Genomic DNA, 21,959 nt, shown 5'->3' with positions numbered 1-21,959 from the left:
AGGCACGCCTCTGGTGCCGGTGGTCTACCGGATCGACATGCGCGACCCCAACAGCCTGTTCGTGTCCCAGGCGTTCCGGATGCGCAACCGCGACCTGATCTACGTGTCGAACGCGCCCTTCACCGAGGTCCAGAAGGTCCTCACCGCCTTCAGCGGCGTCACGGGCCCCGTCTCCTCGGCCGCCCTGGCCTATTCCTACGCCAAGTAGGGACCGGGTCGTCGACGGGACCGCCGCGGAAAAAAAATCGCGTTTCGCCGCGTCCTCGCGTATGGGCACTGGGTGCGGGGCGGGATCGAGGCTACGGAGCCGCATCCGCCGTCGCGCCGACGTGTCGCGCAAGGATGCCCAGAAGAGCCCGATGAAGATCGGACGTTTCGTCCCCGCCCACGGGCCGCTCCGGCCCGCGCTGATCGCCCTGAGCCTGTGTCTCGCGCTCCTGCCGGCCACCCAAGCGGTGGCCGACGTGGTGGTCGGCGTCGCGGTTCCGCGGTCTGGTCCCTACGTGGCGGTCGGCGAGCAGGTTCTGCGCGGTGTCGAGGCCGCCGCCCGGGACGCCAACGCCATGGGCGGCCTCGACGGCCAGCCCGTGACCCTCGACGTGCAGGACGATGCCTGCGACTCGAACACCGCCATGGCGGTGGCCAATCACTTCGTCCGGTCGAACGTCCGTCTCGTCGTCGGCCATGTCTGCTCCAACGCCTCCATCGCGGCCTCCGACATCTACGCCCAGAACGGGGTGGTGATGATCACCGCGGCCTCGGTGGCGGCCCGGCTCACCGACCGGGGGCTACCGAACATCTTCCGGGTCTGCGGCCGCGACGACGACCAGGCGCGCCTGTCCGCCGCCGTGCTGGCCGAGCGGTTCCGCGACCGGAAGATCGCGCTGATCCAGGACCAGACGCCGGCGGCGCGCAGCCTCGCCGCCGCCACCAAGGACAACCTCAACCGCATCGGCGTGAACGAGGCGCTGTTCCTGTCGTTCTCGCCGAGCGACGCCGACGACGCCGCCCTGGTCGACCGCCTCAAGGGCGCGGGGATCGAGGTCGTCTACTACGGCGGCGACGCCGCCGAGATGGGCCGCCTCGTGAAGATCGCGGCGGACCGGGGCTTCCGGCCGCAATGGTTCGGTACCTCGGCCATCGCCACGCCGGACTTCGCCAAGATCGCCGGATCGGCCAGCAACGGCGTGCTGATGACCTTCTACCTCGACCCGAGCCGGCAGCCCGCCGCCGCGGCCGTCGTGAAGGCCTTCAAGGCCGAGGGCGTCGATCCCACGGGCTCGACGATCTACGGGTACGCGGCCATGCAGGCGCTGGTGGCGGCCGGCAACTTCGCCCACTCCACCGAGCCGAGGCCGATCGCGCAGGCCCTGCACACCGAGCGCTTCGATCTCGTGCTCGGCACCGTCGGCTTCGACGCTAAGGGCGACGTCACCGCCCAGGGCTACGTGCTCTACGTGTGGAAGGACGGGAGCTTCACGCCGGCCAGCAAGTGAGGGGCGGGCCCCGCACAGGCGCCCTCACAAGGTCTCTGCGGCCTCGACCTCCGCGCCGCGGCCGAGGCCGCGCAGCAGCTCTGCCAGATGCGGGCGGACCCGCAATTGCAGCGCGTGCAGCCGCCGCACCGCCGCGCTGAGTTCCCCGTCCCGCCCGAGCATCGCGTCGGCGTAGCCGATCATGCGCGCGTTCGGCCAGGCCGGCTCGCGCAGGGCGTGGAGCCGCTCCACCAGGGCGGCGGCGGACGCGTCCGGCTCGGCCTGCGCGAACAGGGTCAGCAGCGCCGCCGTGGAGCGCGACAGGCCGTAATGGCAGTGGACCAGGAGATGGCCGGCCCCGTCGAGCGCCCGCCCGAAATCCAGGATCGCCGCGACGTGCTCCGGCTCGGGCGGGACGAGACCGTCGCCCGGGCCGAGGCAGTCGTGGAACCGGAGGGTCGTGCGGGCGTGGGCGCCGTAGGCGGTGAAGGCCGCGGGCTCCGGCGTGCCGGGATCGAGCAGCGACAGGACGTGGCTCACGCCGCGCGCGCCGTGGCCGGCCAGTTCCTCCAGGCCGCAGACGGTGTGCAGGGTGACGGCGGGCTCGGTTCGCATCCCGGGCGCCTAGCACGGGCGCGATCCGGTTTCGAGGCGCCACGGAACTGCCCGGGCCGCCCGCGGCTTTCGAGAACCGGCACGCACGTGCTACCTGCGACCCCCGATCCGGCCCGGACGGGTCGGACCTGCTCGGACGAGATGCCGTTGGACGAACCTCACCTCGCGCGATCCCCCGCGGCCGGGACGCGGCGCCGCAGCGTGCTGACCGCCGGCCTCGGCGCCGCCGCGGCCCTGACCGGGCCGCTCGCCGCGCCGGCCCGGGCCGAGTCCGCCCCGGAGCTGCGCTGGCGCCTGTCCTCCGCCTACCCGAAGACCCTCGACATCCTGTACGGCGCCCCCGAGGCGCTCAGCCGGATCGTCGCGGAGGCCACCGACGGGCGCTTCCAGATCCAGGTCCAGGGCCCCGGCGAGCCGGTCCCGGCCGAGGGCCTGCTCGACGCCGTGGCCGCCGGCACTGTCGAGATGGGACACGGTCCTGCGACCCTCGGCATGGCCAAGGATCCGACCTTCGCGCTGGCCACCGCGGTGCCCTTCGGCCTCAACGCCCGGGGCGCCGCCGCGTGGTGGCAGGCGGGCGGCGCCGCCGAACTGTTCGCCGAGGTCTTCGCCAAGGCCGGGCTGGTCTGCCTGCCGGGCGGCAACACGGGCGCCCAGATGGGCGGCTGGTTCCGTCGCGAGATCAAGACCCTCGCGGACCTGCAGGGCCTGAAGTTCCGGATCGGTGGCATGGGCGGCCAGGTGCTCGCCAAGTTCGGCGTCCAGCCGCAGGCGGTGCCGGGCCCGGAGATCTACGCGGCCCTGGAGAGCAAGAAGCTCGACGCCGCCGAGTGGATCGGGCCCTATGACGACGAGCGGCTCGGCCTGCAGAAGGTCGCGCCGATCTACCATTATCCCGGCTTCTGGGAGGGCGGCGCCCTGTTGCACTTCTGGTTCAACGCCGAGAAGTGGAAGGCGCTGCCGAAATCCTACCAGGGGATCCTCCGGGCCGCGGCGGCCGAGGTCGGCGCCGACGTCCAGGCCAAGTACGACGCCCGCAACCCGCAGGCCCTGCGCCGGCTGGTGGCCGGGGGCGCGCAGCTGCGGCCGTTCCCCCAGGACGTCATGGAGGCCGCCCTCAAGAACGCCAACGACGTCTACGCCGAGATCGCCGCCAAGAACGCCGATTTCCGCCGCGTCTACGAGGCGATGCGGACCTTCCGCAACGAGGAGTACCTCTGGTTCCAGGTGGCAGAGTACACCTACGACAACTTCATGATCCGCGCCCGGGCGCGGGGCTGAGGCGCGCGCCGCCGCGGAAGGCCGGCGCGGCGCCCCGGGGGTGCTTCAAAGATGGGGACGTCGGGGCCGCGCCCGATTGCCACGCGATCGGGAACGGCTCTAGCGTCCGGCACGGCATCGGCGAGGGGAGGGCTGCATGTTCGGGACGCTGCGGGTCGGATTGGCTCTGCTCGGGGCGGCGCTGCCCCTCCAGGCCCTCGCACAGTCGGCCGCCAACTTGTCGGCCCTGCGCGGGCTGGTCCCGGTGGCCCGGCTGCAGACGACGCCCGACGGCAAGGCGGCGCTCGACGCGAACCTGCGGGTCACCGGCGACATCCAGAGCGGCGCGCTGCAGCAGCCGACGCTCCTGCCGTTCCCCGAGCAGCAGCAGCTCGCCCTGCGGGACTGCTTCATCACCGACGGCAACGCCGCCAACCTCGCCGACGGCCTCGGCACCACGCTGGCCCAGGCCTACCACGCCAAGGCGACCTACAGCGACTACAAGACCTTCACCAGCATCGCGCCGGCGGTCGCCAACCTGATCGGCTACACCAACAACGTGACCAAGTCGGATTCGAATTCCGGCAAGTACTTCTTCGCCAATGCCACGACCAACGGCAAGCATCCGGTCTCGGACGAGGCCGCCGCGATCCTGTCGAACGGCGCCGTCACCGACGTGTTCGGCAAGGCCTACGACCGGCCGGCCGGGAGCCCCGGCGCCGACCGCTACGGCAATTCGCGGCCGTTCCAGACCCTGCCACGCCTCCTCTCGTATCGCGGCAAGGACTATTTCGGTGACGCGTCCGACAGCCTCGACTGGCTGCGCGGCCCCTCGCAGGACCTCGTGAACAGCCCGTCCTACCCGAGCGGTCACACCACCTACGGCTACACCGAGTCCATGGTGCTCGCGCTGCTCGTACCCGAGCGCTACCAGCAGATGGTCGCCCGCGCCGCCGAGTACGGCAACGATCGGATCATCGTCGGGGCGCACTACGCCATGGACGTGCTGGGCGGCCGGGCGACCTCGCTGCACGCCCTCGCGCACCTGCTCGCCAACGATCCGGCCTATGTCGGCCAGATCCGGAAGAACCCGGCCGTCCTCGACAAGGCGTCCGCCGAGGCCGACAGGACGGTCGGCGTGACGGATTACCGGGCGCTCCTGACGGAGGCCCGCGCGGCGATGACCGAGGCGCTGAAGGCCGGCTGCGGCGACGCGGTGTCGGCCTGCGCGGCGAAGGATACCGGCCGGTTCAAGGACGCGGCCGCCAACGCCGCCTTCTACGCGGCGACCCAGACCTACGGCCTGCCCGTGGTGCATCCGGACACCGCCGGCCGGCGGGAGGACGTGGGCAAGGTCGCGCCGGAGGCCGGCCACCTGCTGACCGCGGCCTTCCCGGCGCTGACGCTCGACGAGGCCAACGCGATCCTCACCGAGACGCAGGGGCCGGGCGGCGGTTTCCTCGACGACGGCTCGGAATTCGGCGTCTACGCGCGCCTCGACCTCTACACGGCGGGCGGCAAGGCCGCCGCGCTGGCGGCGAGCCGGGCGGGGTCCAGCGTGACGCGCTGACACGCCGTGGCCGAGGACCTTGCGGATCGCCGGCGGCGCGGATCTCACAGAGAGGCAGGGCCGCCGGAGAGGGGTCCGTCGCGCCCCGGGCGCCCAGCTTGCGCGGGAAGCGCGCTGCCCCTCACCGCGACCGTGGAAGGGCCGGCCCGGGGCCCGCGCCTGCTCCGGACAGAAAAAAGGCCACTCCCGAAGGAGCGGCCCGAAGTCTAGGGAGGAAACGCCCAAGAAGGGCTGCGGAAGGGCGACGCCATCGCCTTCCCGCGCTGCACAATCTGCGCTCCTCGACGGAAAATTCAAGAGCATCAGGACAGCAGGGCTGTCCTTTCGTGCGCTCGCGCACGCGTCGCTGCCCGCCTGTGTTGAAAATGTCGCAGGCCGTCGAGCGCGATCGAAACCTGCATTGTCGCGGGCGGGACCGATCGATCGCCGTGCAAGTCCCTGATGAGGCGGGGTTTTGGCGGCTGGAGCCGGAGTTCGGCCCGTCGCCTCGACTGCGGCTTTTCATCCGCCCGGTCCGGACAGACGAAAATCCCGCCCGCTCTACCTTCTCCGGCCAAGGTTCCGGCGCGGCGCGCCAAGCAAGGAGCAGGTGAGCATGGCGATCCAGGGCGAACGGATCCGGATCCTCAACGATGTCGAGCCGCGCGAAGACGGCGCCTACGTCCTGTATCTCCTGCAGCAGGCCAACCGGGCGACGTTCAATCCGGCCCTTGAACTCGCCATCGAGGAGGGAAACCGCCTCGATCTGCCGGTCGTCGCCTGCTTCGGCCTGCTGGACGGCGCGAGCGGCTTTCCCGAGGCCAATGCCCGGCACTACGCCTTCCTGCTCCAGGGTCTCGCGGACGCGAAGGCAGGCCTGGAGAAGCGCGGGGTCGGCTTCGTCATGCGCAAGTGCTCGCCCGCCGAGATCGCCATCGCCCTCGCCGAGGACGCCGCGCTCCTCGTGCTCGACCGCGGTTACCTCGCGATCCAGAAGGGCTGGTACCGGGAGATCGCCAAGTCGGTGAAGACGCGGATCGTCCAGGTCGAGGGCGACGTCGTCGTGCCGGTCGAGACGGCCTCGCCGAAGCACGAGTACGCCGCCCGGACGCTGCGCCCGAAGCTGAACCGGCTGTGGGACCCGTTCCTCGCGGCGCTGAAACCCCGCCGGGTGAAGCGCGCGGCCGATCGCCTGACGCTGAAGAGCGCGATCGACGTCTCCGATCCGGAGGCGGTGCTCGCCGGGATGACCCTCGACCGGGAGGTCGGCCCGGTGAAGCGCTTCACGGGCGGCGAGACGCAGGCCCGCAAGCGCCTGAAGGCGTTCCTGAAGGACGGGTTCTCGGGCTACGGCGCGGGGCGCAACATGCCGGAGGCGGCCGCCGCCTCGCACATGAGCCCCTACCTGCATTTCGGGCAGATCTCGCCGGTGGAGATCGCCCTGGCGGTGCGGGAGGCCAAGGTCGGCGATGCCGACGACCGCGGCGCCTACTTGGAGGAGCTGATCGTCCGACGCGAGCTCGCCATGAACCACGTCTTCTACACGGAGGGCTACGACGCCTACGACAGGGCCGTGCCGGACTGGGCGCGCAAGACCCTGGCCGAGCACGCGAAGGACGAGCGCCCCCACGCCTACTCGGAGGCGCAGCTCGCCGCCGGCGAGACCCACGACCGCTACTGGAACGCCGCGATGCGCGAGATGCGCGAGACCGGCTACATGCACAATCAGCTGCGGATGTACTGGGGCAAGAAGATCCTCGAATGGTCCCCGTCGCCCGAGGAGGGCTTCGCGCGGACGCTCCGCCTGAACAACCGCTACTTCCTCGACGGGCGCGATCCGAACTCCTTCACCAACGTCGCCTGGGTGTACGGCCTGCACGACCGGCCCTGGCAGAAGCGCGAGATCTTCGGCACGGTCCGCTATCAGAGCGAGAACTCGCTCAAGAAGTTCGACGCCAAGGCCTATGTGCGGGCGGTGGAGAAGCTCTGCGCCGCCGAGGGCTGAGACGGGACGGCCGCGCGGCCGCTGGGGCGCTTCGGTATCCTCGCAATCGTCGCACGATGACCGGACCGGACGGCAGCGTATTGCGACGCTTGTCTCCGCAGCGGCTCAGTCGTCTCGCGCGCACAGGTTCGTGAAGAAACGCTTCCACGGCCTCGGATGTTTCGAGCCCACTTCCGGCCCGTCGCGGACGGCCGGACATGATCCGGCGACAACTCGGTCGGACCGGGGTCGGATCATCGCGCTGCTCGAAACTGAACGGAGGACGACGATGCGGATGAAGCTGGCAGGCGCAGCAATCCTCGCGCTCGGAACCTTGGCCGCCACGGCCGGTACGGCGGAGGCTGCCCAGGGCTGCGGCCCGGGCTTCCACCGGGGCTGGTCAGGCTGGTGCAAGCCGAACTGGCGCCCCTACGCGTACCGCCCGGTCTACTACGCCCGACCGGTGGCCTACGGCTGGGGCCGTCCCTGGGGCTGGCACCATCGGTGGGGCTGGCGCCACGCGGGCTGGCATCGCCCCTGGGGCTGGCACCATCACGGCGGCTGGCATCGGGCGGCTTGGCACCACAGGTGGTGATCGGCTGAGCGGCGGGGCCGGCACGCCGGTGCCGGCCGCCGTCTAGCCCGCGGAGGGGCCTTTCCTTGACCATTGCGCTATAGCGTCCGCTCTCACTGCGCGGACGAGGTGCTCTTTCATGGTCGAGAAGCGGGACGAGGTGCGGGACACGACGGATGCTCCGCCCCCGCAACGGTCGCGCTACCGCCGCTCGATCATGCGCCTGCGGTCGGCCTCGATGGAGGCTTACCCGCTCTGGCGCGGGCGGCTGCTCTTCCTCGTGGGCGGCATCGGCGTGGGCCTCGCCGCCGTGCTGATGGCCAAGGGCGCCGACCTCGCGCAGGACGGGTTCCGGCGGCTCACCGCGCCGTCGCCGCTCATCGCCCTGGTGCTGACGCCCGCGGGCTTCGCCCTCGCGGCGCTGCTCGCCCTCACGGTCTTCCCGAACTCGCAGGGCTCGGGCATCCCGCAGGTGATCGCCGCCCGCCACGCCCGGGATACCGGCTTCCGCTACTCCCTGATCTCGCCGCGCGTGGCCTTCGGCAAGGTGCTGGTCCTGTTCCTGGGCCTGTTCTGCGGCGCCTCCGCAGGCCGCGAGGGGCCGACCGTGCAGGTCGGCGCCGCGATCATGGCCGCCTTCGGCCGCCTGACCCCGGAGCGCCTGCCCGGGCTGCTCCTCGCGGGTGGCGCGGCCGGCGTCGCGGCGGCCTTCAACACGCCCCTCGCCGGCATCGTGTTCGGCATCGAGGAGCTGGGACGCGCCTACGAGGCGCGCTCCTCCGGCCTGATCGTGGCCGGGATCGTGGCCGCGGGCCTGACCTCGCTCGGGCTCCTCGGCAACTATACCTATTTCGGGACGACCGACGCCGCCCTGCCGCTGGCGGCCAGCTGGATCGTGCCGCTGATCGCCGTGGTCGGCGGCCTCGCGGGCGGCCTGTTCAGTCGCCTCGTCATCCTGTTCGCCCGCGGCCTGCCGGGCGCGGCCGGACGGTTGATCCGGAAGCGGCCCGTGATCTTCGCGGCGGCCTGCGGGCTGTGCGTCGCCCTGTGCGGCCTCGCCTCCGGGGGCACCGCCTACGGGACCGGCTACGAGGAGGCCAAGGCCATCCTCCACGGCGACGCGACGGCCGGCTGGACCTACGCGCCCCTGAAATTCGCCGCCACCGTGCTCAGCTCGATCAGCGGTATCCCGGGCGGCCTGTTCGCGCCGTCCCTGGCGGTCGGGGCCGGCCTCGGCGGCACGGTCCACGGATTCCTGCCGGGCATGCCCGTCGGCGCCGTCGTGCTGATCGGGATGGTGGCCTACCTGACGGGCGTGCTGCAGGCGCCGATCACCAGCTTCGTCATCGTCACCGAGATGACCCAGAACCACGCGATGGTGATCCCGCTGATGGTCGCGGCGTTCCTGGCCGACGCGGCCTCGAAGGCGATCTGCCGCGGCGGCCTCTACCACACCCTGGCGGAGATCATGCTGGAACGGGCCGACGTGCCGGCGCAGCCCGTGGCGAAGACCGGCTGACCGCGTCCCCGACCGAGCGGCCGGACGCGGGTAAGAATAAAAGCGGACCGGTCCGGAATCCGCGGAACGGTCTCGCTTGGCGTCGGTTGAGGCAGCAGCATCAGGCCCCGCGCCGGGGCGCAGCCGGAGTGACGCCATGACCCTTCTGAAATGGGCCCTCATCTGCTTCGTGATCTCGCTGATCGCCGGCGGTCTCGGCTTCACCGGCATCGCCTCCGGCGCCGGCTCGCTGGCCCGCATCCTGTTCGGCCTGTTCCTGCTCATCGCCATCGTGATCGTGGTCATCGCCTTCGCGGTCGGCCAGGCGGTGTTCTGAGGCCGGCGCGGTGCGCGGCGCGGTCTGCCTCGTCACCGGGGCGACCGGCGGCATCGGCTACGAGACGGCCCTCGGTCTCGCGCGCCTCGGCGCGCGGGTCGCCATGGTCGGCCGGGACAGCGGGAAGCTGCAGGCCTGCGCCGACAGGATCCGCGCCGCGGTGCCCGGCGCCGCCGTGGAGCCGCACCGCGCGGATCTGTCCGCGCAGGCCGAGATCCGCCGGCTCGCCGGGACCCTGCGGGCGGCCTATCCGCGCCTCGACGTGCTGGTGAACAATGCCGGCGCGATCTTCGACCGGCGCACGCTGACCGTCGACGGGATCGAGCGGACCTGGGCGCTCGACCATCTGGGCTACGTGCTCCTGACCCTCGAACTCCTCGACACGCTGAAGGACGCGGCGGCGGCGGGCGGGAAGCCGCGGATCGTCAACGTCGCCTCGGCGGCCCATTACCGGGGGCACATCGACTTCGACGATATCGAGGGCGCCCGGCGCTACCGGGCGATGGGCGCGTATGCCCAGGCCAAGCTCGCCAACGTGCTGTTCACCTACGCGCTGGCCCGACGGCTGCGCGACAGCGGCATCGCGGTGAACGCCGTCCATCCGGGGGTGGTGAATACCGGCTTCGCCAAGAACACCGGCGGCCTGCTCGGCGCGGCCTGGGCGCTGATGCGGCCGTTGCTGATCACGCCCGAGAAGGGCGCGCGGACCTCCCTCCACGTGGCCAGCGACCCGGGGCTGGACGGGGTCACCGGCCGGTACTTCTCCCACGGTCGGCCGAAGGTCTCCTCGGCCGAGAGCCGCGACGAGGCCGTCCAGGAGCGGCTCTGGGCGCTGAGCCTCCGGCAGGTGGGCCGGAGCGACTGAAGATCGGAGCGTTCGGTGGCGGCGGTCTCAGGGGGGCGGCGGGTCGAGCAGCACCCAGAGTCGCGCGATCCTGCCGTCCACGATCTCGGCAACGTCCGTCCCGGTGACCGCGACCGGGCCGCCCTCCGGACCGGCTTCCCAGCGCAGCGATCCCACGCCGTGGTGTCCGGCGCCCCTGCCGACGGGCACGAAGCGGAAGGTCGGCCCGAACCGGTCCAGGAGCGCCCCGGCGACCGCGGCGATCGCGGCCCGCCCGCGCACGACGTTGTCCGGCTCGAACAGGGTCGGCTCGGCCACGTAGAGCTCGGCCAGGGCGGCCGCCCGCGCGCCGGCGTCCCGCGCGTTGAAGATCCGCGCGAGATTGGCGCGCAGCAGCCGATCGTAGTCGGGCTCTGCCGCCGGCGCGGCCTCCGTGCCATCGGACATCGCGCGTCTCCTTCGAAGGGGGTTGTCGGGCGTGCCGCGCGGCGGCCGGCGGCTCAGATCAGGCGGCCGCCGCCGTCGATGTGCAGGGTCTCGCCGTTCATGAAGCCGTTGCTCATCAGGAAGACGACGGCGGCACCGGCCTCCTCGGCGGTGCCGAGGCGTCTCTGCGGCAGCCTCTCGGTCAGCCCGGCCACGTAGGCGTCGCGGTGGGCGCCGAGTGTTCGGGTCAGGAGCGGGGTGTCGGTGGTGCCGGGCGAGAGCGCGTTCACCCGCACCGGTGCCAGTTCGAGCGCGAGGCCGCGGGCGAAGGCCTCCATCGCGGCCGACGCCGCCGCCAGCACGGCGGTCCCCTGCGCGCTCGGGCGGTCCGCCAGGGCGCCGGAGATGAGGGTGACCGAGCCGTCCCCCGCGAGCCGGCCGCCGAGGGCGCGCAGGGCATGAATGGCAGCCCAGATTCGCTCGTCGAAGGCCCGCGCGAGGTGCTCGACCTCGGCCTCGAGGACCCTGCCGGCCACGAAGGTCCCGGCCAGCAGCGCGAGGTGGTCGACGCGGGGGATGTCGGCCAGAGCGATCGCGATCGTCTCGGGCCGCGTCACGTCGGTGGCGCGCCAGCCGGCGAAGCCGTTCTCCGCCGCGGCGCGCTCCGCGCCCGCCGCCCTGGCCTGGCGGGCGGCCGCGAGGCCTATGCCCGAGGTGCCACCGAAGACCACGACGGTGCGATCCTGAAGGGTGCTGCTCATGGCGGGAAACCTGGCCGGTCGTCGCCAGCGCGGCGCCGATGGACGGGAGATTGGGCCAGCGACCCCTCCTTGATAATCGGTCCGCTCTTCGCTTCAGTCGTGCCGTCATGGAACAGATCGGCCTCGACCGGCTCACGGGCATCGTCGCCTTCGCCCGCTCCGCCTCCCTCGGCAGCTACTCGGCGGCCGCCCGCTCCCTCGGCATCTCGCCCTCGGCGGTGAGCAAGAGCGTGCAGCGGCTGGAGGCGCGGCTCGGCGTGAGCCTCTTCACCCGGACCACCCGCTCGCTGACCCTGACGCCGGAGGGGCGCGACCTGCAGGAGCGCGCGCTGCGGCTCCTCCGCGAGGCCGAGGCGATCGAGCAGGCCGCGGTCGCGGCACGCTCCGAGCCCGCCGGCACCCTGAAGGTGGCGGCGTCGATCCCGGTCGGCGTCCACCTGCTCGCGCCGGCCCTGCCGCGCTTCCGCGCGCGCCATCCGAAGCTGTCGATCGACCTGCGCCTGAGCGACCGCTTCGTGGACCTGATCGAGGAGGGCATCGACGTCGCGATCCGGGTCGGCGACCTCGCGGATTCCCGGCTGGTCTCGCGCCGCCTCGCGCCGCACCGGGTCTGCGCCTTCGCGGCCCCGGCCTATCTGGCGCGGCGCGGCACGCCGCGGCATCCGGACGATCTGGTCCACCACGACTGCGTGAACTTCCGCTTCCAGAGCACGGGGCAGGCCCTGCGCTGGCCGTTCCACGTGGGCGGCCGCAGGGTCGAGATCACGCCGGATACCGGCATCGTCGCGGATTTCAGCGACGCGGTGACGGCGGTGCTGGTGGCCGGTGGCGGTATCGGCATCTCGCCGACCTACATCGCCGCACCGCATGTCGGGCGGGGCGCGCTCATCCCGATCCTGCAGGACTTCGCGGTCGAGCGCTCGGTCTTCACGGCGCTCTGGCCGGAGAGCCGGCGCGGCAGCCCGAACGTGCGGGCGTTCCTCGCTTTCCTCGACGAGGTCTTCCCGTCGCCTGTCCCCTGGGACGGCGTGCTCGCGCCGGCCCCGACGCCCGGTGCGGCCGCCTGACAGAGGTCCGTGCGCGCCGGCGAGGCGGCACCCCTCAGGCCGCCGCCCGGACCTTGTGGTCGCCCTGCTGCTGGATCTCGATGAAGACCCGGGTCACATCGGGGCTGCGGGCCTTCAGCGCCCGGTCGAGGCGCGTGACGAGGCTCTCGACCTCGCCGGCGCTGAGATCGTCGGTCATGTCGATGCTGAGATTGACCAAGATGTCGGACGGGCCGAGGTGCTGGGTCAGCACCTCGTTGACGTGGACCACGCCCGGCTCGCCGCGGACCAGCTCCGCGATCGCCGCCACGACCTCGGGATCGGCCGCCTCGCCGATCAGCAGACCGTGGGTCTCGACCATCAGGAACGCCGCCATGCCGATCAGCACGAGGCCGATGCCGACCGACGCCCAGCCGTCGAGGCTCGGCATCTCCAGGAGGTGAGACAGGGCCACGCCGGCGAGCGCGATCAGGAGGCCGATCAGGGCCGCGGTGTCCTCCGCGAGCACGGTGAACAGGGTCGGATCCTTGCTGCGCCGGATCGCCCGCACGGCGGAGTGCTTGCCTTTCTCGGCCCAGAACTGGCGGATCGCCACGAAGAACGACGTGCCCTCCGCCGCGATGGCGAAGCCCAGGATCGCGACGTTCACCCAGAGGCCGGGCAAGCGGTAGCCGAACAGCTCGGCATCCACGTCCGGCTCGGGATGGCGGACCCGCTCGATCCCCTCGTAGACGGCGAACAGTCCGCCGCCGAGGAAGATCATCAGCGCGACCACGAAGGCGTAGAAGTAGATCTCGCGGCCGTAGCCGAACGGGTGACGGGCGTCGGCCGGGCGCTCGGCCCGCTTCATGCCGACGAGGAGCAGCACTTGGTTCGCCGTGTCGACCACCGAGTGCACGCCCTCGGCGAGCATGGCGGTCGAGCCGGTCAGCGCCCCGCCCACGAACTTCGCCGCCGCGATGGCGAGGTTGGCGCCCGCCGCCGCGTAGATCGCTCCCGTGCTCTCGTGCGCCATCCGGAACTCCCTGCGCGGTCTGGGGGACGCCGGGCTCTCGGACCCCGGCACGGCGCCGCCGCCGCGGCGATGCAAGCGTTGCGGCGCGCAGGTTGTTCCCGTGTGGACGCGGGCCGGTGCCCCGTGCAACCTGCGGCCGCTCAAGGAGTCCCGGAGGCAGCATGGCCGACGCCCGCTACGATCCCGACAACATCTTCGCCAAGATCCTGCGGGGCGAGATCCCCTGCCACCGCGTCTACGAGGACGCCCACACCCTGGCCTTCATGGACGTGATGCCCCAGGGCGAGGGCCACACGCTGGTGATCCCGAAGGCGCCGGCCCGGGGCCTGCTCGACGCCGACCCGGACTCGCTCGGCGCCCTGATGGCGAGCGTCCAGAAGGTCGCCCGCGCCGTGAAGGCGGCGTTCCGGGCCGAGGGTCTGACCGTGTTCCAGTTCAACGAGCCGGCCGGCGGCCAGACCGTCTTCCACCTGCACGTCCACGTCATCCCGCGGCGCGAGGGCGTGCCGCTGAAGCGCCACGAGGGCGGGATGGCCGATAACGGGGTCCTCGCCGAGCACGCCGCCCGCATCCGCGCGGCGCTCGAGGCTCAGGCCTGACGGTCAGGCCTTACGATCAGGCCGCGCTCGCCGAGTCGCCCGACTGGGCCATGCTGGCGAGCAGCCGGCGCAGGGCGGCGTTCTCGGTCTCGAGCTCGCTGATGCGCTTCAGCAGCAGGGTCACGGAGGCGTCCGTCGCGGCCGGATCGGGCGAAGCGGGTGCGGTGCCGGCCCGGGCCGGCGCCTCGAAGGTCACGCCGATGCCGTCCTCCCGGCGCCAGCGCAGGGTGGCCCGGTAGGTCCGGTCCTTCTGCGGGATGTAGAGATCGAACGCGTCCGGAAGCGTGGTGGCCTCGCTCATCACGAGGCGCGCGCCGGTGGGCGACATGTCGCGCACCAGGCAGTCGAGGCTCGACGACCCGTTGTTGAAGACGATGCGGCCCTTGAGGAAGACCCTCTGGCGCGCCTCTCTGCGATGCTCCGACATGCGGGCGGCTCCGGACAGCTGACGGTTCCGCGAAACCTGCACGCGAGCCCTTAAGGAATCTTGGTCGCGATCGCCGAGTCGAGGCCCGCTATAGGGTTCGATACCGGTAACGTGCTGCCGACAAGGTTCCGGAAGAGCGAGTCCGCGCCCCGGGCCGGTCCGATTTACGCGCGACGACTTCGGATCGTCGTTCCGTAGCCGGATCGGCGACCCGGCAGGACCGCGCCGATCGTCCCGACGCCGGCCTGCTCGCCGTGACGGACGGGGCCCGCTCAGGTGATGAAGCGCCGGTCCACGGTCTGGAACAGGTAGAAGCCGTTGAAGCGCACCGCGGTGTCGGCGGCCCGCCCGTCGAAGTCGAGGGGCTGCCGGCCGCCGTCGCCCAGCTTGCCGCCGAAGGTCCAGCGACCCGCGCCGATGAAGGGCGGGACCGTGCTGGCCTCCGGCACCGCGCAGCAGAGGCCCTCCTCGCCCTTGAGCTGGAACAGGTTGTAGCTTCGCATCCGAAGTCCTCCGCCTGGCCGCCCTCGAAGCCAATTTTCCCAATACAAGATTTCGCATTGCGAAGAATCGGCTTGACCGTGCTCATAATGGCACAATCGGTCGAGTTTGTGACGGTCAAGTTTCAGGGACGTTTCGGTTCAACTCGTCGATCCAGATCCGCGCCGACCCGTCGGAGGGCGCGCGCCAGTCGCCCCGGGGCGACAGGGAGCCGCCCGCCGAGACCTTCGGCCCGTTCGGGAGCGCCGAGCGCTTGAACTGGCTGAAGCCGAAGTAGCGGGTCAGGAACACCCCGAGCCAGCGGCGGATCTCCGGGAGGTCGTAGGCGACCCGCTTGGTCTCCGGAAAGTCCGGCGCCCAGCTGCCGCGCTCCCGGTCGCCCCAGGCGTGCAGCGCCAGGAAGGCGATCTTCGAGGGCCGGAACCCGTAGCGGAGCGTGTAGAACAGGTTGAAATCCTGCAGCGCGTAGGGGCCGATCGTGCCCTCCGTGCTCTGCGGGCTGTCGTCCTGGTCCACCGGCACCAACTCGGGGGAGATCTCGGTGTCGAGGACCGCCTGGAGGGTGCGCGCCTCGTCCGGGCCGACCTCGCCGTTGCCGATCACCCAGCGGATCAGGTGCTGGATCAGCGTCTTGGGCACGCCGGCATTGACCGCGTAGTGGCTCATCTGGTCGCCGACGCCGTAGGTGCACCAGCCGAGCGCCAGCTCCGAGAGGTCGCCGGTGCCGACCACGATGCCGCCGGCGTGGTTGGCGAGCCGGAACAGGTAGTCGGTGCGCAGGCCCGCCTGCACGTTCTCGAAGGTCACGTCGTAGACCGCCTCGCCCTTGGCGAAGGGGTGGTCCATGTCGGCGAGCATCTGCTTGGCGGCCGGGCGGATGTCGATCTCGGCGGCCGTGCAGCCCAGCGCCTTCATGAGCGCGTGGGCGTTGGTCTTGGTGGCGTTCGAGGTGGCGAAGCCCGGCAGCGTGTAGGCCAGGATGTCCGAGCGCGGGTAGCCCAGGCGGTCGAAGGCCTTGGCGACCACGATCAGCGCGTGGGTCGAATCGAGGCCGCCCGAGACGCCGATGACGGCCTTGCGGGTGCCGGTGGCCTCCAGGCGCTTGGCGAGGCCGGCGACCTGGATGTTGTAGGCCTCGTAGCAATCCTGCGCGAGGCGCGACGGCTCGGCCGGCACGAACGGGAACCGCTCGATCCGCCGGATCAGGCCGAGATCGGCCTCGGGCGGGTTGAGCCGGAACGGCACCCGGCGATAGGGCAGGGCGCGGCCGCGCGCGTCGTCGTCGAAGCTGCCCGCCTGCAGGCGCTCCTGGGCGATCAGGTCGAGGTCGATGTCGGCCAGCGTCGTCACCGGCTTCTCGGGGAACCGCTCGCCCTCGGCGAGGCGCACGCCGAGCTCGTCGACGCTGGTCTGGCCGTCCCAGGACAGGTCGGTGGTCGATTCGCCCTGGCCGGCCGCCGCGTAGACGTACGCGCAGGCGCCCCGCATCGAGGCCGCCCGGGACAGGAGCGCCCGCGACTCGGCGCGGCCCACCGTGATCGGGCTGCCCGAGAGGTTCGCCAGCACGGTGGCGCCGGCGAGCGCCGCGCGCATGCCGGGGGGCTCGGGCACCCACAGGTCCTCGCAGATCTCTACCCCGACCACGAGGCCCGGCAGGTCCTCGGCGGGGAACAGCAGGTCGGTGCCGAACGGCGCGTCCTGACCGGCGACCCGGACGGTCTCGCCGACGATCCCGGCGCCGGAGGCGAAGTGGCGCTTCTCGTAGAATTCCCGGTAGTTCGGCAGGAAGGTCTTCGGGACGACGCCGAGCAGGCGGCCGCCCTGGATCGCGAGCGCGCAGTTGTAGACGCGGTGCCGCCAGCGCAGGGGCGCGCCGACGATCAGCAGCGGCCGGAGACGGGCCGAGTCGGCGATCACGCGGGCGGCCGCGCCCTCGACCGCGTCGAGCAGGGTCTGCTGGAGCAGCAGGTCCTCGATCGCGTAGGCCGAGAGGCCGAGCTCGGTGAAGACCGCCAGCACCGCGCCCGAATCGTGGCAGGTCCGGGCGAGGTCGAGGACGACGTCGGCGTTGCGCTCGGGCTCGGCCGGATGGCTCCGGCCGGTGCAGGCCGCGACCCGGGCGAAGCCGTGGCGGTAGAGGGAGCGGAAGCGCGCCGGCGATTCAGAGGTGGCTGGAGACACGGGCACCTGTCCGGGTGAGGGGTGGCTGCGGGTTACTATAGCGGACGCGGGCGGGGGGCGGCGCGGAGCCTGTTCGCGCCCTGGCCGGTTCCCGACGTCATCGCGAGAGACTGCGCTGTGGCGGACCGGGACGGGGCCCAGATCGCGATTTCCAATCCATAGGGCGTCGTTACCTCGAGATTCCGCGTTCGAATCGGTCGCTGGTGGCCGTGACGGCCCGGCCGCGGCGATGCGGGGCCCTGCCGGAGCGCCGGGCCGAACGTCCCGCATGGTTTCCGCACCGCGGCCGACGGCAAGCCTCCATTAACGACGAATGGCCTAACTCAGGAACAGCCGCCGCGCGTCGGCGGATCCCTGTTTCGAGTATCGTCTGAGAACCCATGCGCGCATCGGGACGGCCTCCGTACTCCCACCGTGACCCCGCCCGCCCTGTCCGCGGCGGCGACCGCTCGGGCCTCTCCCTGGGAGCCCTGGCGCACCGGCTGATGGCGCTCCGCGCGAGCCTCACCCGCCGCCTCTCCGGCTCTCCCGCGGGCCTGCCCGCCCGCCCGTCCTACGGCGCGCCCGGGCGCCGGGCCGAGCCGAGCTGGCTGACCCCGCCGGGCGCGATGGTCGGCCGCGAGGGCTCCGAGCGCGCCCCGCGCGCCGCGGCGCCCGAGCCACACTGGCCGGCCCAGGTCTTCGACGACCGGGCGAGCCTCGACGCCCTGGACGCCCCGATCTTCGAGAGCCGGATCGACCGCAGCGCCTCCGCGCCGGGCGTGCTGGTGCGCCAGCCGCGCCGCCCCGCCGCCATCGCCCCCGACTACGCGCCGGCCGCGGCTCCGCTCGCGGGCCATGCGGCCGGCCATGTGGCCCACCAAGTGACCGACCACGTCGCGACGCCGGCCGCCGCGCCGGCGCCGGCCGCGCCCTCGGCGGTCCGCTACACCCGCACCCCCGATTCGGTTCTGCAGGAGCGCCGCCAGCGCGCCCTCGAGGCCGAGCGCGTCGCCCTGGAGCGCGCCCGTGCCGAGGCGCAGGCCGCTGCCCTGGCCCTGGAGACCGAGCGGGCCGCCCGCGAAGAGGCCGAGCAGGAGCGGGTCGAGCGCGCGCGGATCGCGGCCGAGGCGGCCGAGCGCGCCGCAGCCGTGCCGGCCCTGCCCGAAGCCGCCGCGCCGGACGCGGAGCCGGTGCCCCTGTGGCGCCAGCCCTTCGTCGCGCCGCCGGGCGTCCGCTTCTTCCGCACGCCGGACCGCCGCCCGGTCCGGCCCGCGGTCGAGCTGGCCGCCTCCACGGCGGCGATCGCCCCGGTCGCGGCCGCGTTGGTCGCCGCCGCGCCGGTCGAGACGGTCGCCGAGGCCCCGGCCCGCGACTGGTCGGACCTGCCGGACTGGTCCGAGGTCCAGCCCTGGTTCGACGGCGGCGACTGGTCGTCCGTCGATGCTTGGTCGGCCCTGGAGGCGCAGCCCGCCGAGGTCGCGCCGACCCCGGCCGCCGTCTCGGCGCCGGCGGCGTCCGACGAGCGCTTCGTCTCCATGCCCCTCGACATCTCGCACCTGCGGTCGCTGCCGCCGCGGCCGGTCTACGTGCTCGACCGGCTCGTCCGGTTCGACCAGCCGCCGCGTCCCGCCGACGGGCAGGATAACGGGACGGAGACCGGCCAGCGGATGGACGAGGCCGCCTCGATCCGGAGCGCCTTCCTTCCGCCCGTCGCGCCGCCGGCCGCGTCCGGCCTGTCGCTGGTCTTCGGCCCCGGCAGCGCCGCGGCCGAGCCTCCGGCCGCCCCCGCGTCCGAGGCGCCCCGCCGCGCGCCGGCTCTCAGCGCCATGGCGGCCCGGGCGGCGATCCGCGCGGCCGGCCAGCCGACCGCCGTCCCGCCGGCGCCCCCGGCCGTGCCCGAAGCCGGTCCCGCCCCGGTCGTTGCCGCACCGGTCGCCGCGCGCGCCGAGGCGGAGCGCGTTGTGATCCCGATGACGCCGCGCCCGGTCCTGCTCCGCGGCAAGCTGGCGCCGCAGCCGGAGCCGGTCGAGGCGGAGATCGAGGCGGAGATCGAGGCCGAGGCCGAGCCGGTCGCCGCTGCCGTCGAGGCGATTGAGAACTCGGCCCTGCCGGCCCCCGCGCCGGCGTCGGTCCCCCTGGTGGCGCCGCGGGCACACCTGATCCCGGCCGGCCGCCACCTCGAGATCGCGCCGATCGAGAACGCCGATTACGAGCTGCCGTCCCTCGAACTGCTCGCCCTGCCGGCGCCGGGCGGCAGCGAGGAGGTCGACGCCGACGTGCTGGAGCAGAACGCCCTCAACCTGCAGCAAACGGTCCAGGATTTCGGCGTGCGCGGCGACATCCTGGCGGTGCGGCCGGGCCCGGTCGTCACCCTCTACGAACTCGAGCCCGCGCCGGGCACCAAGTCCAGCCGCGTGATCGGCCTGTCGGACGACATCGCCCGGTCGATGTCGGCGGTCTCGGCCCGCGTCGCGGTCGTGCCCGGCCGGAACGTCATCGGCATCGAGCTGCCGAACGAGACCCGCGAGACCGTGTTCCTGCGCGAGCTGCTCTCGTCGGCCGACTTCGCCGAGAGCAAGCACAAGCTGGCGCTGTGCCTGGGCAAGAACATCGGCGGCGAGCCGATCATCGCCGACCTCGCGCGCATGCCGCACCTCCTGGTCGCCGGCACGACCGGCTCGGGCAAGTCGGTGGCGATCAACACCATGATCCTGTCGCTGCTCTACCGGCTGAAGCCGGAGGAGTGCCGCTTGATCATGGTCGACCCGAAGATGCTGGAGCTGTCGGTCTACGACGGCATCCCGCACCTGCTCTCCCCGGTCGTCATCGACCCCAAGAAGGCGGTCATCGCCCTCAAGTGGGCCGTGCGCGAGATGGAGGAGCGCTACAAGAAGATGGCCAAGATCGCCGTCCGGAACATCGACGGCTACAACGCCCGCATGAAGGAGGCCCGCGAGAAGGGCGAGACCATCACGCGCACGGTCCAGACCGGCTTCGATCGTCACACCGGCGAGGCGGTGTTCGAAGAGGAGGCGATGGATCTGACGCCTCTGCCGTACATCGTGATCGTGGTCGACGAGATGGCCGACCTGATGATGGTGGCCGGCAAGGACATCGAGGGAGCGATCCAGCGCCTGGCGCAGATGGCGCGCGCGGCCGGCATCCACCTGATCATGGCGACGCAGCGTCCGTCGGTGGACGTGATCACCGGGACGATCAAGGCGAACTTCCCGACCCGGATCAGCTTCCAGGTGACGAGCAAGATCGACAGCCGCACGATCCTGGGCGAGATGGGCGCCGAGCAGCTTCTGGGGCAGGGCGACATGCTGTTCATGGCCGGGGGCGGGCGCACGACGCGGGTGCACGGGCCGTTCTGCTCGGACAGCGAGGTCGAGAGCGTGGTCGCCCACCTCAAGCGCCAGGGCCGCCCCAGCTACCTCGACGCCGTCACCGCCGACGATTCGCCCGAGGAGCCCGCCAAGGAGGGCGGCCGGTCCGGCCGGGGCAAGGCGGCCGCGGCCGACAAGGCCGAGCGGTCCGACGAGCCCGAGGAGGAGGCCCCCGTCTTCGACATCGGCGCCTTCGCGGCGGCGAGCGGCGGCGACTCCGACGACCTCTACAAGCAGGCGATCGAGGTGGTGCTGCGCGACCAGAAGGCGTCGACGAGCTACATCCAGCGCCGGCTGCAGATCGGCTACAACCGCGCCGCCTCCATCATGGAGCGGATGGAGATCGAGGGCATCGTCGGCCCGGCCAACCACGCCGGCAAGCGCGAGATCCTGGTCGCCGGGGCGGCGCACAGCTCGGCCGGGATGTACGACGACGAGTGAGCGGCTTCACGCCGGGCCGCGCCCTCACGGGGGCGGCCCGGGCGTCGTATCTTCGCCACAGGGTGGGTCTCTAAGCCCCGTGTCCCGCCCCCTGTTCACCGCCGGAGCCCGCCCCGCGGCTCCTCAGGAGACTCTGCCGATGATCGGCCGCCGCACCCGCACAGCCGGCTCCGTGATCGCCGCCGGGCTGTGGCTCGCGACCGCCAACCCGGCCCACGCGCAGGTCGGCGCCTTCATCGACAGCCTGTTCGGCCACAAGGAGGAGCCCGCCCCGCAGCCGGAGGCCGCCCCGGCGGCCCCTGCGCCGGCCAAGAAGGCCGCGCCCAAGGCCAAGGAGGCGAGCAAGGAGACGAGGCCCGGCACGGCCAAGTCCGGCAAGGGCGGCGACAAGGCCGGTGACAAGGCGGACCACAAGGCGCCCGAGCCGAAGGTCGCGGCGGTGGGCGCGCCGACGGCGATCGTCACCGCCGACTCGGCCGATCCCGCCGCCCTGCTGGCGCAGGCCAACGCCTACTTCAACGGCATCAACACCCTGACGGGAAATTTCGTGCAGATCGGCGCCGACGGCCGCCGGATCGGCGGCAAGCTGACGCTCGTCAAGCCCGGCCGCCTGCGCTTCGACTACGACCAGCCCTCGCCGCTGGAGGTGGTCGCCGACGGGACCTCGGTGGCGGTGCGCGACCGCAAGCTGAACACCCAGGACCTCTACTTCATCGCCCAGACGCCGCTGAAATTCCTCCTGCGCGAGAAGATCGACCTCGCCCGCGACCTCACCGTCACCGACGTGGCGAGCGATCCGGGCAGCGTCCGCATCAGCCTGGAGGACCGCGCCACCCTCGGCGGCACCTCGAAGATCCAGCTGTTCTTCGACGCCGAGATGAAGACCCTGTCGCAGTGGCGGATCACCGACCCGCAGGGCTACGTCACCACGGTGACGCTCTCGAACCTGCAGAAGGGCAAGAGCGTCGACGGCAGCCTGTTCTTCATCAATTACGGGCGGTCCGAGGACAAGGCGATGCAGCAGCAGATCCAGCAATCGCAGAAGTGACGGGGTC

General features: G+C 72.3%; 19 protein-coding genes and 1 pseudogene. 13 read left to right on the top strand and 7 right to left on the bottom strand.

Annotation, left to right across the window (positions count from 1 at the left end; genetic code table 11):
- Window positions 1–208, top strand: a pseudogene (locus ACLBYG_RS29345) (polysaccharide biosynthesis/export family protein); the annotation flags it as partial.
- A gap of 151 nt (window positions 209–359) precedes the next feature.
- On the top strand, window positions 360–1,496 hold the full coding sequence (locus ACLBYG_RS29340; protein ID WP_447683809.1) for a branched-chain amino acid ABC transporter substrate-binding protein: 1,137 nt from the start codon (window positions 360–362) through the stop codon (window positions 1,494–1,496).
- A gap of 24 nt (window positions 1,497–1,520) precedes the next feature.
- On the opposite strand, the gene ACLBYG_RS29335 is transcribed toward ACLBYG_RS29340, so the two are convergent.
- Window positions 1,521–2,090: a tyrosine phosphatase family protein gene (locus ACLBYG_RS29335; protein ID WP_020092750.1), complete on the bottom strand. Its 570-nt coding sequence runs from the start codon at window positions 2,088–2,090 to the stop codon at window positions 1,521–1,523.
- A 147-nt stretch (window positions 2,091–2,237) separates the two neighbouring features.
- On the opposite strand from ACLBYG_RS29335, the gene ACLBYG_RS29330 reads away from it, so the two are divergent.
- From ACLBYG_RS29330 to ACLBYG_RS29300, 7 genes are all read left to right on the top strand, one after another.
- Window positions 2,238–3,371: a TRAP transporter substrate-binding protein gene (locus tag ACLBYG_RS29330; protein ID WP_244435295.1), complete on the top strand. Its 1,134-nt coding sequence runs from the start codon at window positions 2,238–2,240 to the stop codon at window positions 3,369–3,371.
- A gap of 136 nt (window positions 3,372–3,507) precedes the next feature.
- Complete coding sequence (locus ACLBYG_RS29325; RefSeq protein WP_447683808.1) at window positions 3,508–4,920, top strand: phosphatase PAP2 family protein; 1,413 nt, start codon at window positions 3,508–3,510, stop codon at window positions 4,918–4,920.
- A gap of 595 nt (window positions 4,921–5,515) precedes the next feature.
- Window positions 5,516–6,904: a deoxyribodipyrimidine photo-lyase gene (locus tag ACLBYG_RS29320; RefSeq protein ID WP_447683807.1), complete on the top strand. Its 1,389-nt coding sequence runs from the start codon at window positions 5,516–5,518 to the stop codon at window positions 6,902–6,904.
- Between the two features lie 268 nt (window positions 6,905–7,172).
- Entirely contained in the window at window positions 7,173–7,478 is a 306-nt protein-coding gene (locus ACLBYG_RS29315) for a GCG_CRPN prefix-to-repeats domain-containing protein (protein ID WP_447683806.1), read from the top strand.
- A 118-nt stretch (window positions 7,479–7,596) separates the two neighbouring features.
- Window positions 7,597–8,976, top strand: coding sequence for a chloride channel protein (locus ACLBYG_RS29310; RefSeq protein WP_447683805.1), 1,380 nt, complete (start codon window positions 7,597–7,599; stop codon window positions 8,974–8,976).
- 136 nt (window positions 8,977–9,112) lie between these two features.
- A complete protein-coding gene (locus tag ACLBYG_RS29305; protein WP_010685332.1) occupies window positions 9,113–9,292 on the top strand; it encodes a DUF1328 domain-containing protein in 180 nt (59 codons plus the stop codon).
- Between the two features lie 10 nt (window positions 9,293–9,302).
- Window positions 9,303–10,157: an SDR family oxidoreductase gene (locus ACLBYG_RS29300; RefSeq protein ID WP_447683804.1), complete on the top strand. Its 855-nt coding sequence runs from the start codon at window positions 9,303–9,305 to the stop codon at window positions 10,155–10,157.
- Between the two features lie 27 nt (window positions 10,158–10,184).
- Here the strand turns inward: ACLBYG_RS29300 and ACLBYG_RS29295 are convergent, their stop codons facing one another.
- On the bottom strand, window positions 10,185–10,583 hold the full coding sequence (locus tag ACLBYG_RS29295; RefSeq protein ID WP_447683803.1) for a nuclear transport factor 2 family protein: 399 nt from the start codon (window positions 10,581–10,583) through the stop codon (window positions 10,185–10,187).
- Window positions 10,584–10,636: 53 nt separating this feature from the next.
- The gene (locus tag ACLBYG_RS29290) at window positions 10,637–11,323 is read right to left on the bottom strand and encodes an SDR family oxidoreductase (protein ID WP_447683802.1); all 687 of its coding nucleotides are present in this window, start codon (window positions 11,321–11,323) and stop codon (window positions 10,637–10,639) included.
- Window positions 11,324–11,430: 107 nt separating this feature from the next.
- On the opposite strand from ACLBYG_RS29290, the gene ACLBYG_RS29285 reads away from it, so the two are divergent.
- On the top strand, window positions 11,431–12,390 hold the full coding sequence (locus tag ACLBYG_RS29285; RefSeq protein WP_447683801.1) for a LysR substrate-binding domain-containing protein: 960 nt from the start codon (window positions 11,431–11,433) through the stop codon (window positions 12,388–12,390).
- Window positions 12,391–12,424: 34 nt separating this feature from the next.
- On the opposite strand, the gene ACLBYG_RS29280 is transcribed toward ACLBYG_RS29285, so the two are convergent.
- The gene (locus ACLBYG_RS29280) at window positions 12,425–13,384 is read right to left on the bottom strand and encodes a cation diffusion facilitator family transporter (protein ID WP_091679741.1); all 960 of its coding nucleotides are present in this window, start codon (window positions 13,382–13,384) and stop codon (window positions 12,425–12,427) included.
- A gap of 161 nt (window positions 13,385–13,545) precedes the next feature.
- Between ACLBYG_RS29280 and ACLBYG_RS29275 the strand changes: the two genes are divergently transcribed.
- Window positions 13,546–13,983, top strand: coding sequence for an HIT family protein (locus ACLBYG_RS29275; protein WP_091679740.1), 438 nt, complete (start codon window positions 13,546–13,548; stop codon window positions 13,981–13,983).
- 16 nt (window positions 13,984–13,999) lie between these two features.
- Here ACLBYG_RS29275 and ACLBYG_RS29270 read toward each other — a convergent pair whose 3' ends face one another.
- The 3 genes from ACLBYG_RS29270 to ACLBYG_RS29260 form a co-directional block, all read right to left on the bottom strand.
- Complete coding sequence (locus ACLBYG_RS29270) at window positions 14,000–14,410, bottom strand: PilZ domain-containing protein (RefSeq protein ID WP_020092739.1); 411 nt, start codon at window positions 14,408–14,410, stop codon at window positions 14,000–14,002.
- Between the two features lie 272 nt (window positions 14,411–14,682).
- Window positions 14,683–14,913 (bottom strand): hypothetical protein, encoded by a 231-nt coding sequence (locus ACLBYG_RS29265; protein WP_447683800.1) that lies wholly within the window; start codon window positions 14,911–14,913, stop codon window positions 14,683–14,685.
- Between the two features lie 115 nt (window positions 14,914–15,028).
- Window positions 15,029–17,092 (bottom strand): NAD(+) synthase, encoded by a 2,064-nt coding sequence (locus ACLBYG_RS29260; RefSeq protein ID WP_447683799.1) that lies wholly within the window; start codon window positions 17,090–17,092, stop codon window positions 15,029–15,031.
- A 380-nt stretch (window positions 17,093–17,472) separates the two neighbouring features.
- On the opposite strand from ACLBYG_RS29260, the gene ACLBYG_RS29255 reads away from it, so the two are divergent.
- Together ACLBYG_RS29255 and ACLBYG_RS29250 are read left to right on the top strand one after the other, a co-directional pair.
- Window positions 17,473–20,904 carry a DNA translocase FtsK gene (locus ACLBYG_RS29255; RefSeq protein WP_447683798.1) on the top strand — a complete coding sequence of 1,144 codons (3,432 nt, stop codon included), beginning with the start codon at window positions 17,473–17,475 and terminating at the stop codon, window positions 20,902–20,904.
- Between the two features lie 139 nt (window positions 20,905–21,043).
- Window positions 21,044–21,952: a LolA family protein gene (locus ACLBYG_RS29250; RefSeq protein ID WP_447683797.1), complete on the top strand. Its 909-nt coding sequence runs from the start codon at window positions 21,044–21,046 to the stop codon at window positions 21,950–21,952.
- The last annotated feature ends 7 nt before the right edge of the window (window positions 21,953–21,959 follow it).

The sequence above is a fragment of the Methylobacterium sp. D53M genome, assembly GCF_053345625.1.
The sequence above is the reverse complement of the archived record's forward strand: the minus strand, read 5'-3'. Positions and strand labels throughout refer to the sequence as shown.